10 protein-coding genes and 3 pseudogenes are annotated in these 14453 nt (G+C 64.5%); 8 read left to right on the forward strand and 5 right to left on the reverse strand.

All coding sequences use genetic code 11. The annotated features are described in order from the left end of the window. The first annotated feature begins 367 nt into the window (after positions 1-367). Positions 368-3166, forward strand: coding sequence for a tetratricopeptide repeat protein (locus ABIA35_RS40030; RefSeq protein ID WP_370361407.1), 2799 nt, complete (start codon positions 368-370; stop codon positions 3164-3166). A 350-nt stretch (positions 3167-3516) separates the two neighbouring features. Here ABIA35_RS40030 and ABIA35_RS40035 read toward each other — a convergent pair whose 3' ends face one another. Then, entirely contained in the window at positions 3517-3840 is a 324-nt protein-coding gene (locus ABIA35_RS40035; RefSeq protein WP_370342777.1) for a hypothetical protein, read from the reverse strand. 282 nt (positions 3841-4122) lie between these two features. Here ABIA35_RS40035 and ABIA35_RS40040 point away from each other — a divergent pair, with 282 nt between their 5' ends. Further along, entirely contained in the window at positions 4123-4614 is a 492-nt protein-coding gene (locus tag ABIA35_RS40040; protein ID WP_370342776.1) for a hypothetical protein, read from the forward strand. 85 nt (positions 4615-4699) lie between these two features. Here ABIA35_RS40040 and ABIA35_RS40045 read toward each other — a convergent pair whose 3' ends face one another. Beyond that, positions 4700-5245 carry an AAA family ATPase gene (locus ABIA35_RS40045; protein ID WP_370342775.1) on the reverse strand — a complete coding sequence of 182 codons (546 nt, stop codon included), beginning with the start codon at positions 5243-5245 and terminating at the stop codon, positions 4700-4702. 101 nt (positions 5246-5346) lie between these two features. Further along, positions 5347-5862, reverse strand: a complete 516-nt coding sequence (locus tag ABIA35_RS40050; RefSeq protein ID WP_370342774.1) for an SMI1/KNR4 family protein — start codon at positions 5860-5862, stop codon at positions 5347-5349. A gap of 295 nt (positions 5863-6157) precedes the next feature. Here ABIA35_RS40050 and ABIA35_RS40055 point away from each other — a divergent pair, with 295 nt between their 5' ends. The 3 genes from ABIA35_RS40055 to ABIA35_RS40065 all read left to right on the forward strand — a co-directional run bounded on the left by ABIA35_RS40055 (position 6158) and on the right by ABIA35_RS40065 (position 10220). Then, positions 6158-6982 carry a transposase gene (locus tag ABIA35_RS40055; RefSeq protein ID WP_370343029.1) on the forward strand — a complete coding sequence of 275 codons (825 nt, stop codon included), beginning with the start codon at positions 6158-6160 and terminating at the stop codon, positions 6980-6982. Then, positions 6979-7197, forward strand: coding sequence for a hypothetical protein (locus ABIA35_RS40060; protein ID WP_370342773.1), 219 nt, complete (start codon positions 6979-6981; stop codon positions 7195-7197). The genes ABIA35_RS40055 and ABIA35_RS40060 overlap by 4 nt, the downstream gene beginning before the upstream one ends. Before the next feature lie 209 nt (positions 7198-7406). Continuing rightward, positions 7407-10220 carry a hypothetical protein gene (locus tag ABIA35_RS40065; RefSeq protein WP_370361408.1) on the forward strand — a complete coding sequence of 938 codons (2814 nt, stop codon included), beginning with the start codon at positions 7407-7409 and terminating at the stop codon, positions 10218-10220. Here ABIA35_RS40065 and ABIA35_RS40070 read toward each other — a convergent pair. Then, positions 10200-10310 (reverse strand): annotated as a pseudogene (locus ABIA35_RS40070) (acyl-CoA dehydrogenase family protein); the annotation flags it as partial. The gene ABIA35_RS40065 and the pseudogene ABIA35_RS40070 overlap by 21 nt on opposite strands. A 389-nt stretch (positions 10311-10699) precedes the next feature. On the opposite strand from ABIA35_RS40070, the pseudogene ABIA35_RS40075 reads away from it, so the two are divergent. The 3 genes and pseudogenes from ABIA35_RS40075 to ABIA35_RS40085 form a co-directional block, all read left to right on the forward strand. Continuing rightward, a pseudogene (locus ABIA35_RS40075) lies at positions 10700-11831 on the forward strand (IS630 family transposase). Positions 11832-11871: 40 nt separating this feature from the next. Then, positions 11872-12063, forward strand: coding sequence for a hypothetical protein (locus tag ABIA35_RS40080; RefSeq protein ID WP_370361409.1), 192 nt, complete (start codon positions 11872-11874; stop codon positions 12061-12063). Positions 12064-12185: 122 nt separating this feature from the next. Next, positions 12186-12953 (forward strand): annotated as a pseudogene (locus ABIA35_RS40085) (IS5 family transposase); the annotation flags it as partial. A 100-nt stretch (positions 12954-13053) separates the two neighbouring features. Here ABIA35_RS40085 and ABIA35_RS40090 read toward each other — a convergent pair. After that, complete coding sequence (locus tag ABIA35_RS40090; RefSeq protein ID WP_370347827.1) at positions 13054-14223, reverse strand: transposase; 1170 nt, start codon at positions 14221-14223, stop codon at positions 13054-13056. Between the last annotated feature and the right edge of the window lie 230 nt (positions 14224-14453).

Below are 14453 nucleotides of genomic sequence, written 5' to 3' on the forward strand. Positions count from 1 at the left end.
AACTTCGAACACTTCCCTACGAACGTCCTGCGATGGCTCCCAACGCGCTAGAGCCCAGCTCAAGGTCAGTTACACCACACCAGCGGACGTGACCATCTACACCGAGGCGGCCATAACGGGAGCAGTGTCGGCGGCGCCGTACCGATGCCGACCTGCCTCGATCGGCGATCAAGTCAGTTCAGGATCCCGCATCCGCTTCCACATATGAAGCACCTGCGCGCGATCGGAGACCGACCGGCGGACGTCGTTGCGTTGACTCGCGACGTAGGGGTGTTCGAGCCACCGCTCACTCCTTGACAGGCGGTGACGGCTGGAGAGGAGACTCAGGGTTCATCGATAGGGTGTCGGGCGTGCGTGGGGAGGCTCGATGACTGCACATGGACAGGCGGACGTGCCCGATGTTGCACGTGGGCGGATGCTTCGTGCGCTGCGAGAGTTAGGGGCGCGTGCCAGCGTAGTGCGGCGCGTCTCGGGCCTGTCGCTCATCGCGGTGTTGTGCGCCAGCGCAGTCGCCCCGGTGGCGTTGGTGGGCCAAACAATCGGTCCGGCAATTGCCGCATGGTTGGCCACCGCCGGGTCCATAGGTTCAAACGTGCTGGCCGATGTGATCATCAGCACCGTCAGTCAGCGGTCGCAGGAAGGCGTCGGGGAACCGGCAGACCTGGAACTGGCCGTGGCGATCGAGCTCGAGGCGCGGATGGCCGGGGGCGGGCCGGAGGCGGCCACGTTGCGTGACGCGGTAGCCCACATATTGAGCGAGCGTGGGGCGCAGCAGGTGCTGTTGGAAACGTTGGCCGAAGGTGACGTGGACCTGCAGATCGCGGTCGCTGAGAGCGTGGCGTTGCTGGGTGGGCGGTTCGACGAGTTCGCGGGACTGCTCGACGGAGTGCGAAACGGGATTCGCGACCTGCAACGGGCTACGGTTATCCAGCACGCAGAGAACCAGGCGCAAGCAGAGCACCGCAGCCAAGTGCAGGGTTCGTTGGACCAGATATTGGTGCTTCTGGGGAACCGGCACTTGCCGCCCGACGCTACGGGCGTAGCCTTCAAATCGCTTCCACCGGATACGGCCGCGTTCACCGGCCGTGAAGCCGAGATCGATGAAATCGCTGCGCACGTGGCGGCTTCGGCAGCAGGCGGCGGGTTGGTGTCGATTCATGCGATCGACGGGATGCCGGGAGTGGGCAAGACCGCACTGGCCGTACACGTCGCCCACCTGTTGGCTGACCGATTCCCGGATGGGCAGCTATTCGTCGACCTACATTCGCACACTGCCGGCCGGGCGCCGGCCGATCCGGCCGCCACTCTCGCGGGATTCCTGACCAGCGACGGCCTGGACCCACTGCAACTGCCCACCGGCTTGGAGGAACTCACGTCGCTCTGGCGTGCCCGGATGGCCGGTCGGCGAGTGCTGCTGGTGTTGGACAACGCCGCTTGCAGCGCCCAGGTTGTCCCACTGATGCCTGCCGGCGAGGGCAGTCTGGTACTGATTACCAGCCGCCGGCACCTCGGCGACCTGCCCTATCCCGTGACGGAGGTCTTTCTGGACGCCTTGCCGCTCCAAGATGCGGTGGCGATGTTCCTTCGTCTTGCCCCGCGTGGAGAAGGCGACGAGGAACAGGTGGCCCATTTGGTCACCCTGGCCGGATGCCTGCCGCTGGCGATCAGCTTGCTCGCACGCGTCTACACCAGGCATCGAGCGTGGTCCGTGAGCGAGCTGATCGAGGAGACCCGAGTCCGGCTCTTGAATCTCGGTGCGGAACAGCACACCGTCGAAGCGGCATTCGACCTGTCCTACCTGGCGCTAACTCGGACCCGGCGGCGCTTTCTTCGTCTTCTGGCCCTGCACCCGGGTAGCGATCTGGACGCTTACGCCGCGGCAGCCCTCACAGGAACCGGCCTTGCCCAGGCCCGGGCACACCTGGATGGGCTGCATGGCGACAACCTGGTGACCGAACCCGGCTACCGCCGCTACGGCTTGCACGATCTGATCCGCTTCTACGCTCGCTCCCATTCCAAGACCAGCGATCCCGATGAACAACGCGAGGCAGCCCTCGACCGGCTACTGCACTTCTACGCCCACACTGCCAAAGCGGCTCGGGCCGCGTCCCTAGCCATCTCGCGCCCGTCACAACCCACACCGAACCAGCCGCCGCCAGCGGAGGCCCCCAACCTCGCGGACCATCTTGCTGCCCGAGCCTGGCTACGCGCCGAACGCCCCAACGTCCAAGCCGCCTTCGCCCACGCTCACGCCCATGGCCTCGACGAGCACACGATCTCTCTGGCAGCAGGACTCTCCGAAATCTGGTTCTCCGAAGGCGCCTGGCCGAGTGACATCGAGATCCACCGAGCCGCCGCCGATGCGGCCGCACGTCTCGACCAACCCGATGCACGCGCCGCCGCACTGACCACCCTCGGGCACGTGTGCTATTTGACCGGGGACTACCCAGAAGCCGCAGATGCTGGAGCGCGGGCACTTGAACTCTCCGAACAGACCAGCAACCGCCAGGGCGAAGCCACCGCGTTGTCCCTACTTGGGCGTGTGTGGCATGCGACCGGAGACACTCTAAAAGCTGCGCACGCCCTGGAGCGGGCCATGCAGATCCACCATCAGATTGGCAGCCCTCATGGAGTTGCTGCGGCTTTGGACGGCCTAGGGCATGTCCGGCTTTCGAACGATGACTATCCGGGCGCTACAGAAGCCTTCACCCAGGCTCTAGAGATCGTACGTCAGCTCGGTTTCACGGTCGGCGAGGCCGACCTCCTTAATGATCTGGGGCGAGTGCGATTCCTGACTGGAGATCTCCCGGGAGCCTTACACATTCAGGAACGAGCCCTAGAGATCTACCGCCAGACCGGCCACCGCGGTAACGAGTCCTATGCCTTGAACGATTACGCCGCGACGATTGCCGCCACTGGCAATCGCACCCACGCACTCGCCCTCTACCAACAGGCCCTGGCCATGAACCGCGAACTGAACAAGCCCGACGACGTAGCCTGCTCCCTCGAAGGCATCGCGGAACACCATCTCGCCACGGGTAACCCCGCCCAAGGCACCATGTACCTACGCGAAGCCTTTGTGATCTACGAACGGCTCGGCCTGCGCCTCGACATTGAACGAGTGAAGGTTCGCCTTGCAGCCATCAGTGCTCGAGCGGGTGGTTGAGGCCCTCAGGTCAGCCATTCGACCCGGGCTCGCTTAGCGGTCACCGCTTGCTTGATCTTTCGCCGTGCGACAAACACTCGGCAAAATGCCCTCCGGAGAGCTGTCAAGATCATGTCCACCGTGCCGCTCGGCCTACCCTGACCACGTCACGTGCCACCCAGTAGCACTGCGTCACTCATGCCCTCAAGCCACTTGGCAGGAACCGGCCGCGCAAGATCACGTGAACCACTTCCCGCCGACCCGGCCTAGAAGAAGCGGCGCAGTTCCAGGCCCGAACCTAAGCTCAGCGGCCTCAGAGGCCGGGACCGGCACGCTGGCAGGCGTTTGCTCCCCGCGGGCCATTGGGGTATTCAGCACGCGCTCGCGCCCGCTGATCCCTCAACGCGCGCCGCATTCGAAGCCACGTCGGCGAGGTAGTCGCGCACCCGCGGCAGCGAAAGGCCAGTCAGCCCGGCAATGCCGGCCCGGGTCTCGCCCAACCGGTCCAGGGAGCGCACTGCCTCGCCGATCCTCGCCTCGAACGGCGCCGCAGCCACATCGGCGCTCGTGTGGATCCGCTCCACTTCGCCCTGCGCCTGGTAGTAGTCAGCCAGAACCGCTTCGAGCTGCTTCTCCCGCCTGATGCGTTCCGCATCTCGCTGCGCCACTGCTTCCTGCGCCTTTGTCAGCGCCACGGTCCGCGCTGATGCTCCACTTCGTCGCGCCACGTTCACCACGGTAAGCGGACAGCGCACGTGCAGCCACTTGAGCGCACCCCAGCTAACGCATAGGCGATCGTCCACCCGAGTGAATCTTGCCCGCACCGCACCTCGACATGAACTTTCATGGGTATATTCAACATGTCGCCGAGAGATGGAAGCCAACGCGACAAGTCAGGTCACAGCCTTGAGAAGGGACACCACATGAACCAGAACACGACACAGGCCATGCCGAGAAGCGAGCAGGAGGTCATCCTCATGACCCTGCTCCCGATCGAAGACCGCGCAGCAACCGACCGCGTAGTCTTCAGCGAGACCCCGGGCCACCTGATCGGGGGCCACCCGTGGTCCGCGACCGTCTTGCGCCGCATCGGCGAAGACGCGGTAGCACGGGACTACCTCGCCACGTTCGCCATCACCGAAGAGGGAGCGCGCCGGGTCCTGGCGCTGACGCTCGGACTCGCCAGGATGGCTTTCAACGAAGGCCCGGCCGCCGCCGCGGCCCTGAGCGTCGCGGGCTGGTGCGCGCTCAGCCTGGGCCGCTGGGACCTGGCCGATCGCCTGGCAATGCGATCCCTACGCGCGGCTCCCAACACACTGGCCGAACGCGTCCGCGAGATGGTCTCGGGCCAGTGGTTCGCCGAGATGCTGAACATCGAGAGCGACTTCGACGTCGCAGCCCTCCGAAAGTGTTCGGAACGCGTTCTCCACGAGCTCACGGAAACACGGGCCTACATCAGGCTGAGCTGACGTCCGAACAAAGGCGTGGGGCCGGAGAAGTTCTCCGGCCCCACGCCTTTGTTCACCACAGGCCTACGCCTGGATGCCGAAATTGTCAGACTGCGGCTTCGCCAGGGGCCCTGGCAAGGATCTCCTCGACGGTCTGTTCGACCGTCAGTTCCGAGGTATCCAGCCACAGGCCGATGCGCGGCGTCTCCCGACGGAGGTACGCATCGAGCTCGGCCACGCCTTCGTCGCCCGGCCTGTAAGCGACCTTCCCTCGCGCCGCTCGGCGAGCCTCGTCGCGCTCCTGCACCACAGCAGCACTCGGTGCGAGGACCACGACGTAGCACGGCCGGGTCCGGATCGCTGTGACCATGTCAGTCAGGTAGGCGCCGAGCACGATGTCCTGCAGCACCACGTTGAAACCAGCGTCGGCATATCCATCGGCGACCTGAGCTGCGAGCGCGTAGCGGAGGCGAAGTTGGCGAACCGCTTCAGCCGGCGGATCAGAAGGTCCCATCTCCACGCGGCCGTTGACCACCATCCGCCGGAACAGGTCACCACGCACGTGCATGGACTTCTCCAGCTGCTCGGCAAGCAACTGTGCGACCGTGGACTTGCCCGCCGCTTGGATGCCAGTCACCAGGAAGATTGCCACCTTGGAAACCCTTCCATCCCTCACCGCGAGTCCGCCAACGGCTTTCGCGCTGTGAACGATCGAGTTATTCGGCTCTGTCGGCGATCACGTGATGCTCGCGTTCAGCGAGGAAAGAGTTCGTCGGGTTCGAATGTGGGGCTGTGCTGACGTCCCCAAAGATCGTCGCCGCTGAATGGCTGGCGAGGAAGCTCTGCGTCGAATATCCGAAGCAGGAGCTCCACCAGCCCGTATGGATACTCCCGGGATGTCGGCTCCGTGAACGCATGATGACGGCGCCAGATGACGACCCGCCAGTCCTCGGGGTTCTCAGCCGTTTTGAAGTAGCATGCGTCGCCGGTGACGGTACCGCCCCAAGCGAGAAGGCCGCCCGGCTCGGGAAACGGACGATCGCCGGCCTCGACGTCGATGCAGTCCTCAAGGCTCGGGGGACCGAAGCACCGACCGACAAACAGGAAACCGCAGATGGTGCCGGGGCCGTAGGTATCGATGAAGCCCCTGAAGTCCGCCGGGAATCGGGTTCCCCACGTTCGCGCCATTTCGTCCCAGTCGGTGGACGCGGCCCGTTCCGGTGGCGACATCAGTGCGACAAGACGCGTGAGGGAGTCCGGCATAGGCATGTTGTGAGTTTGCCATGCCTGGCCAGCCCCGTCGGGTTTAGGGGTCAAAAGTATGCGAAGCCGCAGGAGATCAAACTTCGCCCTCCCGTAGCACTGCCGTTTGAGCGCTTTGACGCGTGTAACTCGGCTTTCGCTGTTCTCGCAGGGTTGATCTGTTGCGCCTGATCAGGCAGTTTGGGGTGGTTGCGGGCTGATCGCCTGGAACGCCACAGAAGCATCGGCGGTGTTGATGCCACCTCCGAAGAGGAGCCTGCCGATGCTTCCTGGTCCGACGTTACCGGCATCGCTGTTGGCGGTGCTGGAGAACTTGCGGTGGGTGTTCACTGCGCCGAGCTTTGCCACCTTCACCGCGTTGGTGCCGGGGCTGGTCGCGAGCACCGGGGCCGGGACGGTGACCGGGATGCTGACCGCCGCGGGGCTGGCATGCTCATGGCCACACGACCGGGCGCACACGTTTTTGTCCCGCGCAGCCTGGAGCCCCGACACGCTGGGGATGTACCTCTCCCGGCTGATCATTAGAACGCTGCTGCACGCCGATGCGGCGCTGACCGCCGCCATCGACGACACCCTGTTCAAGAAGCGGGGGAAGAAGGTGTTCGGCGCGGCCTGGCAGCACGACGGCGCCGCGCGCGGGGACAAGCCGGTCGGGTACGGGATCTGTTTCGTGGTGCTGGGGATCATCGTCGAACTGCCGTTCCTCACCCGGCCGAAATGCCTGCCGGCGGCCGCGCGGCTATGGCGGCCCAAGACCGGCGTGTCGAAGGTGGACATCGCCGCCGCCCTGGTCGAACTGCTGGCCGGATGGGACCGCGACCGCACGATGCACGTCGTGGCCGATGCCGCCTACCACGGCCCGGCGCTACGCCATTCGCCTACCCAGATCACCTTCACCACCAGGCTCCCGGCCAACGCCGTACTGTTCGACCTCGCGCCGCCTCCGACCGGCAAGCGCGGCCAGCCGAAAGCTCAAGCACCCGCCTGGGCACTCCCGCCGACCTGGCCAAGACCACGAAGTTCACCACCGCGCAGGTCAGACGTTAAGGCTGCACCGACACGGTCTGCATCGCCGAGATCAGATGCCTGTGGTACGGCTCGTTCCATACCCAGACCGTCCGCGTGATCCTGCTGCGCGACCACGCCACCGACACCGACTACGACCTGGCCCTGGTCACCACCGACCCCGTCACGACCGCTGCGGACCCGATCACCAGATACGCCTGGCGCTGGTCCATCGAGGTCACCTTCGAGGAAGCCCACGAACACCTCGGTGCCGGTCAGGCCCGCAACCGCACTCGGCTCGGCATCGAGCGCACCACCCCGTTTGCGCTGTACTGATACACGATCACCGTGCTCTGGTACGTGCTGCACGGCCACCACCCGGTTGACGCCGTAGAGCGTCGCGAACGCCAGCCGTGGTGCACCGCCAACACCGAGCCCGCCTTCGCCGACATGGCCGCCAAGCTCCGCCACGTGATCACTCGAGTTGCGATCGGTGGGCCCGGTGAAAGGCTAGTAGGAGCGTCCACCGGAAGTGGTGACACAAGATGTCCTTCGGCGGCAGAAAGCGCACCAAGGCGGTCTCACCGCTCCCGTTTCCGCATCGAATCCGCTGGAGTCTCGTAGCAGGGGTGCTGGGTGCATGCTTGCTTGCGATCCCGTGGTGGGTGGGCAGCCATCACAGTGCGTGGGAGGCATCCCTACAGTCGTGGGGATGGGCCCGATGGCCATCGGGCTGGCTGGCGCAATGGGCCGGGGGCGTCGGCGAATTGCTGGGCGGCGGACATGCGGGATGGCTGTGGGGCATTCGGGTCGAGTGCTTGATCCTGCTGGGCTTCACGCTGGTCTTCTGGCGATGGGCAATGCTGCACTACTACGCGTATAAGCCTGGTTCGGTGGACGTACAGCCACTAGTCGCGGCGGAGTCTGAGCACCGGCCCGAACCGTCGGTGGTCGACCTGACCGCCCGGTTCCGCAAGCAACTGTCGGAGATCGATTTATTCGCACCGACCAGCCTTGCTGCCAGCGCGCCTGCGGAGAGCTTTCTGGATCTGCTTGGGGATGTGAACCTCGAACCCCAGAAGCTCGGGACGAGCTTGCTGCGCCTCACCAGCCAACTGCGGCCGAAGATCGCCTATCGGGTCAGCGGCGTCCTGATGTTTCGGGACAAGGAACCCCACTTCGGTCTGACCGTGACCGTCACCTCGTACGGGATCCGGGGCAGCCGAGCGGAAACCATTTGGGAGTCGAGCTGGGAGGAGGCGGTGAGCAACGCAGCATATTGGGTCGTGGCGACCTTGCTCCCGGTCACAAGGGCCGGTAGGAAGCCGCCATGGCGAGATTGGACCGGCCGCGACCTTCCGGTCGAGCTGTTCACCGCCTACCACTGCGCGCAAAAGTTCAGTCGAGATCGAAAGTTCGACGCGGCGCTCGACAGGTACTACGAGGCAGTCCATCTGGACCCGACGAACGTGCACCTGCGAAACCAGATCGGCGCCACCCAGGAGAGCATGGGGCTGTACTTAGAAGCATTGGAGACCTACTACGGGGCGCTCAATCTGCGCATGCAAGGACACGTCAAGGACAACAAGAAGCTATGGAGTTGCCGCTGGTGGCTGCCGCGGCCCGTTTACCAGTGGCAATTTTGGAAGCAGCCCGGAGTGCTGCAGGCGCGCTACCGATTAGGCGTAGTCCTGGGCATCTCAGAGATGACAGCCAAGCAGTGGTGCGAGAACAACGGCACCACAGCGCAGGAGATCCGGAAGTCCGTGACTCCCGCCTTTGCGGAACGGTACTGGAGGGCTGCGCGCGACCTCAAACCGGATCCTAAGAGCCCGGCGAAAAGCCGTGTTCGGCAGAGCTTGGAGAAAAGCCTTCATCGGCAGAGGCTGGAGAAAAGCCTTGTTCGGAGTCTGGGGAAAATCCTTGATCCGCCGATTGAGAACGAGGCGGATCCGCCGAAACCGAATGAGAACGAGGTGGCGCTGGTCTTCCAACGTGCAAGCGCCCAGGAGATGTACCAGCTCGCCCGGGACTATCGTGTCGCCCGCCTGTTCCTTTTATATCGTGGCGATAGGCCGACGCTGGACCGGAGCGCACTTAGAGTGAACCGAGACGTGTGGACCCAATTGCGACTCGTCAAAGTACGGCTCAAGCAGCCAGGCGGCCTCATTCGCCCGGCATTCACCTATAGCCGATGGCGCCTCATTGTGCAGATCAGGGCAAAGATGATGGAGCGTCTGGCGCGTAAGCTAACATGCGAAACAAATGAGAAGAAGGGGTTGCGCGAGATCAAACACTTGAAGAAACGCCTAAAAAAGGCGTTCCTGCGACCAAAGATGTTCCATCGATACTGGCAGGGTCATTACAATGCGGCATGCGCATACGCAGTGGCTCTGGATAATCGCGCAGAAGCAAGGGGAAGCAGAGTCCACATCACGACGGACGCCGAAGAAAGAGCCGCAAAAAGAATCGATGACCGACTTGCCACCTTGGCCTGTCACGAGCTAAAAGAAGCTGTGCGGAGAGCAGAAGCCGGCATCAAGAGGATCAAGCGCTCCTGGGTTCTCTTCGACGATCCAGATATGACCAGACTGCGCAGCAATAAAATCTTCGTACGCTTCACGCGAGAGACATACCCGCATTCCACGCCCGATCTCAAACTCGAGCTCGATTCCGCATCCGGGGTGAGCTCATGCAAAATCGAGATATCCGCTTATCAGCGGGAACTACTGGAGTCAGTCGGCAAGATAATGGAAGAGGTATGGCGGCAAAGAAATACCCAGAGTCCAGAGATTCAAACCGCGCGTGACTGGTTCACGACGGAAGGGCAGATTTGGGAGCTTGTAGATACGGTCTCCGCTGACACAGCCGGTTATTGGCTCGATCGCGTAAGATTGAGAAAGAAGATCCAAAGCGTCGCCGACTGTGCCAAGCGGATCGAAGTTGATATCACCACCAAAGTTCCGGAATTTGACAAAATCGTTGCCGACACGCTCGACGGCAGCTACCACAATGGCGCAACAGTCAGCACGGAAAAGATCCCCTCCAGACTTGATGTACGGCTCAGGCGCCTGCACAAGCTAGTGGAATACTCACAACAAAACTCACCGATCGAAAGCAGTCATCTGCTATTAGCTAGTTCGCAGCATTGCGATTCCGCCGTCTCGGCTCGCCTCGACGGCGCCATCAAACAGATTTGCACACATTACGTGGCGACCTGGAAAGCCTTCTCCGAGCTGTTCGAAATGCCTGCGAACCCGTTGACAAATGATCGATTCGGCGGGAATTTTGACTCATTCAAAAGTGCGTTACAGCAACTCGAGGATGATGCCAAAGATTCAAAAATTTTTATTGGATGACCCTGATAAGTGGATGTACCGCCCAGTGATGGCACGGGCAATGATGAGGCGCTGGATCTCGCTGGTCCCCTCGAAGATGCGGTAGATCTTGTGGATAGCTCGCTGCGCCGCGCCGCAAGCCCCAGGCACCCACGCACACATCGATCACGAACGTGAACGGCTCCTCGAGCTCAGCAGTAGCTCTATCCGCAGGGCCGACGTCTTCATACGACTTATCCACGCGCGTCACTTTTGCCCGCAGCCCTTCCACACCCAGACCGTCCGCGTCATGCTGCTGCGCGACGACGCCACCGGCACCGGCTATGACTTGGCCCTGGTCACCACCGATCTGACGACGACGGCAGCGGCGCTGATCACCAGATATGCCTGGAGGTGGTCCATCTAGTGCGGTGACCGGATTGGTCCACCGGCTTCGGGAATAGCTGTCGCAGTTGCCTGCTTTGGTGGGATGGATCGTCTCATCGAGTGGAAAGGCACTGATGGCGGAACGAGTGAAAGCCAGGCGGCTGACCGATCAGGAAGGTCAGCGGCTGTTGCGGATTGTGCGGCGCGGGTCGGCCAGTGCGGTGCGGTATCGGCGGGCGATGATCGTGTTGGCCTCGTCCAGTGGGAACACCGTGCCGGCGATCGCGCGGCTGGTGGCGGCGGACGAGGACACGGTGCGCGATGTGATCCACGCGTTCAACGAGATCGGTCTTCGATGCCTGGACCCTCGGTGGGCGGGCCACCGCGCCCGCCTGCTCAGTGAAGACGAAGAGGACTACGTCGTAGCTGTGGCGGGCAAGCACCCCCGGGAAGTCCGGGGCGCCGTTCACCCGCTGGTCGATCCGCAAGCTGGCCGCGCACCTCGCCGCTGACCCGGTCCGCCCGATCCGGATCGGGCGTGAGACGCTGCGCACGCTGCTGTCCCGGCGCGGGGTCACCTTCCAGCGCACGCGTACCTGGAAGGAGTCCCCGGACCCGCACAAGGAAGCCAAGCTGGCCGCGATCGAGGACGCGCTGGAGCACCACGCCGAGGCGACGTTCGCCTTCGACGAGTTCGGGCCGCTGGGCATCCGCCCGGTGGCCGGGGCCGGCTGGGCCCGCACCGGGCATCCGTGGCGGCTGCCGGCCACCTACCACCGCACCCACGGGGTGAACTACTTCCACGGCTGCTACAGCATCGGGGCCGACCGGCTGTGGGGGATCAACCGGCGCCGCAAGGGCGCGGTCAACACCCTGCTCGCGCTCAAGAGCATCCGGCGGACGCGACCGGCCGACCAGCAGATCTTCATCATCTTGGACAACCTGTCGGCGCATAAGAACAAGGACATCCGCGCCTGGGCCGCCGCGAACCAGGTCACGCTGTTGTTCACCCCGACGTACGCCTCCTGGGCCAACCCGATCGAGGCCCAGTTCGGGCCGCTGCGCCAGTTCACCATGGCCCACTCCCACCGCTCCCACCACGCCGTACAGACCCGCGACCTGCACGCCTACCTGACCTGGCGCAACGCCCACAGCCGCCACCCCGACGTGATCGCCGCCCAGCGCCGCGAACGCGCCCGGGTCCGCAGCGAGAAGGGACTGCGCTGGGGAGGACACGCCCGAGGCGACCTCGCCCTGGCCGCATGACAACACATGAACCGGCGAACCAATCCGGTCACCGCACTAGGTGACCTACGCCGAGACCCCCGAACACCTCGGCCAAGGCCAGGTCCGCGCCCGCACCCCGCTTGCCGTCGAGCACACCGCCCCGTTTGTCTTGTACTGCTACCCGATCACCATCATCTGGTACACGCTGCACGGACACCACCCCGATGACGCCGCCGAGCGCCGGCGAACGCCAGCCCTGGTACGGCTCTAAGGACTCGTAACAAAAGTGGCGTCTCTGACCTGCGGGAATGCGGGTGTATCAGGCTTCGTTGATCCTGCCGGAGGTGTGAGACAGCCGAGACGAAGAAGAAGACCCCGCGTCGGCCCTGGGAGGTCGACGACGGCCTGTGGGAGCGGATCGAGCCGTTGTTGCCGCAGGTCAAGCACAATCCTCGGTACCCGGGACGGCCACGGCTGGATGACCGACAGGCCCTGAACGGCATCCTGTTCGTGCTCTACACCGGGATCCGCTGGGAGTTCCTGCCCCAAGAGCTGGGCTACGGCTCGGGGATGACCTGCTGGAGACGGCTGCGGGACTGGAACGCCGCCGGAGTCTGGCAGCGGCTGCACGAGCTGCTGCTGGCCGAGCTGCGCGGCGCGGGAGCGCTGGACTTCTCCCGCGCCGCCGTCGACTCCAGCCACCTGCGGGCCATGAAAGGCGGGCCGGCCACCGGCCGCTCCCCGGTGGACCGGGGCAAGACCGGTAGCAAACACCACGTGGTCGTCGATGGCCACGGCATCCCGCTGGCCGCGATCACCACCGGCGGCAACCGCAACGACGTCACCCAGTTGCTCCCGCTGTTGCAGGCCATCCCGCCTGTGCGCGGCACGCGCGGCCGGCCCCGGCAGCGGCCCGACCGGGTGCTCGCCGACCGCGGCTACGACCACGACAAGTACCGCCGGCTGGTCCGCGAGATGGGAATCACCCCGGTCATCGCCCGACGCGGTACCGACCACGGCTCCGGCCTTGGCGTCCATCGCTGGGTCGTCGAAGCCACGTTCGCACTGCTGCACTGGTTCCGCCGCCTGCGCATCCGCTGGGAGATCCGCGACGACATCCACCAGGCCTTCCTCACGCTGGGCTGCGCCCTCATCTGCTGACGACGACTCCGAACTCATCTTTGATAGGAGTCCTAAGACCGAGCCGGCGTTCGCTGGCATGGTTGCCAAGCTCCGCCAGGTGATCATCGCCGCCCGATTTTCACCCATCGCCGCCGCTGAACCCACCGCAGCGGAAATCCGGGCTGTCCAACACACCTGGGCCCAAGCAGGACTCGGCCTTGCGGCCTGACCGGATCAGGCCTGCGAAAACAGCGAAAGTCGAGCGTGTAACGGCGCCTTCAACAGCACCGGAGTTGTGTTCGAGCGTCAGCCCATTGATGACCGCGGGCAGGTCGCGACGCATGCCGGAGGCCAGGGAGTGAAGGGCCGGGAAGTCGTCGGCCTCGACAGCGTCGAGCCAAGCGAGGAAGTCCTTGGTCCCGCGCCGTTCAGCCATGATCGCTGCGAAGTTGCGGATATGGCTGGGGAGGATGTCGAGGTGACGGCACGCCGCTGTGGCCTTCTTCAGCTCCAGGAGGTTCTCTTCGGTGAGGTGGTCGGGGTGGGTAAGCAGCCAGCGGCTGACGTGGCCGGGCTTGGGGACTGCGAGGACGGCCGGGGCCTTGCGGACCGGTCCGGGTTTGCGGCCGTCACCGCGGTGGCGCAGTGGCTTCAGGTAGCGGCGAACGGTCTGGATGTCGCCGGTGAAGCCGCGTTCACGCAGCTCGGCATGGATCGTGGCGGCGTTGGTAATGCCGTCGTTCCAGCGCTGGTTGACCAGGTCGAGCCAGCCGTCCAGCTTGGTGGCCCGGTTCTCGGCCTTGACCAGTAATTCCTCCACGGCCTGGGCGTTGGCGGAGCGGCGCACCGTCTGCAGGTCCAAGCTCAGCTCCCGCGCGGTCGCGGCCCGGGACAGACCGCGACCCAGACAGTCCTGGACGTCGGTGAAGCGCTGCCGGGTGCGGTCGGCCAGTGGGTAGTGTCGGCGCGGGGGAGGTGCCGGGGCCTGGGGTGGCTCGGCCATCGGAGCCGAAGTCGGCACGTCGGGCTGCGCGTAGGCGTGGTCGCGGACAGCCTGCCGAAGGCACGGATGATGCGCGACGACGGTCTTGTTCACCGCCTTGCACAGGTTCTGCCACAGGTGGAACCGATCGGCGACCTGGATCGCGTCCGGTGCGCCAGCGCGGATGCCGGCGGCATAGCCGGTGTCGCGGTCTCTGCACACGATCTCGACGCCTGGATGCTGGCGCAGCCAGGCGGCCAGGGTCTCGGACTCGCGGTCGGGCAGCACGTCGACCGGCCGGTGAGTGTCCATGTCGATCTCGAGCACGCGGCCGACGTTGCGACCGGGCGGACGAAGAACGTCACCGAGCCCGCGTCGGCTTGGATCCGATCGATCGCGACGGACTTGAAGTGAGAGAGGAGTTCATCAAAACCCTGTGATACGCACGCGGATCATCCTGGCCATCCGAAGCCGATCCGCCTCGCGCGACACGCCGACCAGCAGGCATCACGTGATCGTCGCCAGACCCGAAAAACTTGATCGCCGACACCCGCACG

The organism is Catenulispora sp. MAP12-49, assembly GCF_041262705.1.
Lineage (GTDB): Bacteria > Actinomycetota > Actinomycetes > Streptomycetales > Catenulisporaceae > Catenulispora.

Excerpts from the sequence above, each read along its gene's own strand:
- ABIA35_RS40050 (WP_370342774.1), bottom strand. The coding sequence starts at position 5,862 with ATGCCTATGCCGGACTCCCTCACGCGTCTTGTCGCACTGATGTCGCCA.
- ABIA35_RS40065 (WP_370361408.1), top strand. The coding sequence starts at position 7,407 with ATGTCCTTCGGCGGCAGAAAGCGCACCAAGGCGGTCTCACCGCTCCCG.
- ABIA35_RS40030 (WP_370361407.1), top strand. The coding sequence starts at position 368 with ATGACTGCACATGGACAGGCGGACGTGCCCGATGTTGCACGTGGGCGG.
- ABIA35_RS40040 (WP_370342776.1), top strand. The coding sequence starts at position 4,123 with ATGACCCTGCTCCCGATCGAAGACCGCGCAGCAACCGACCGCGTAGTC.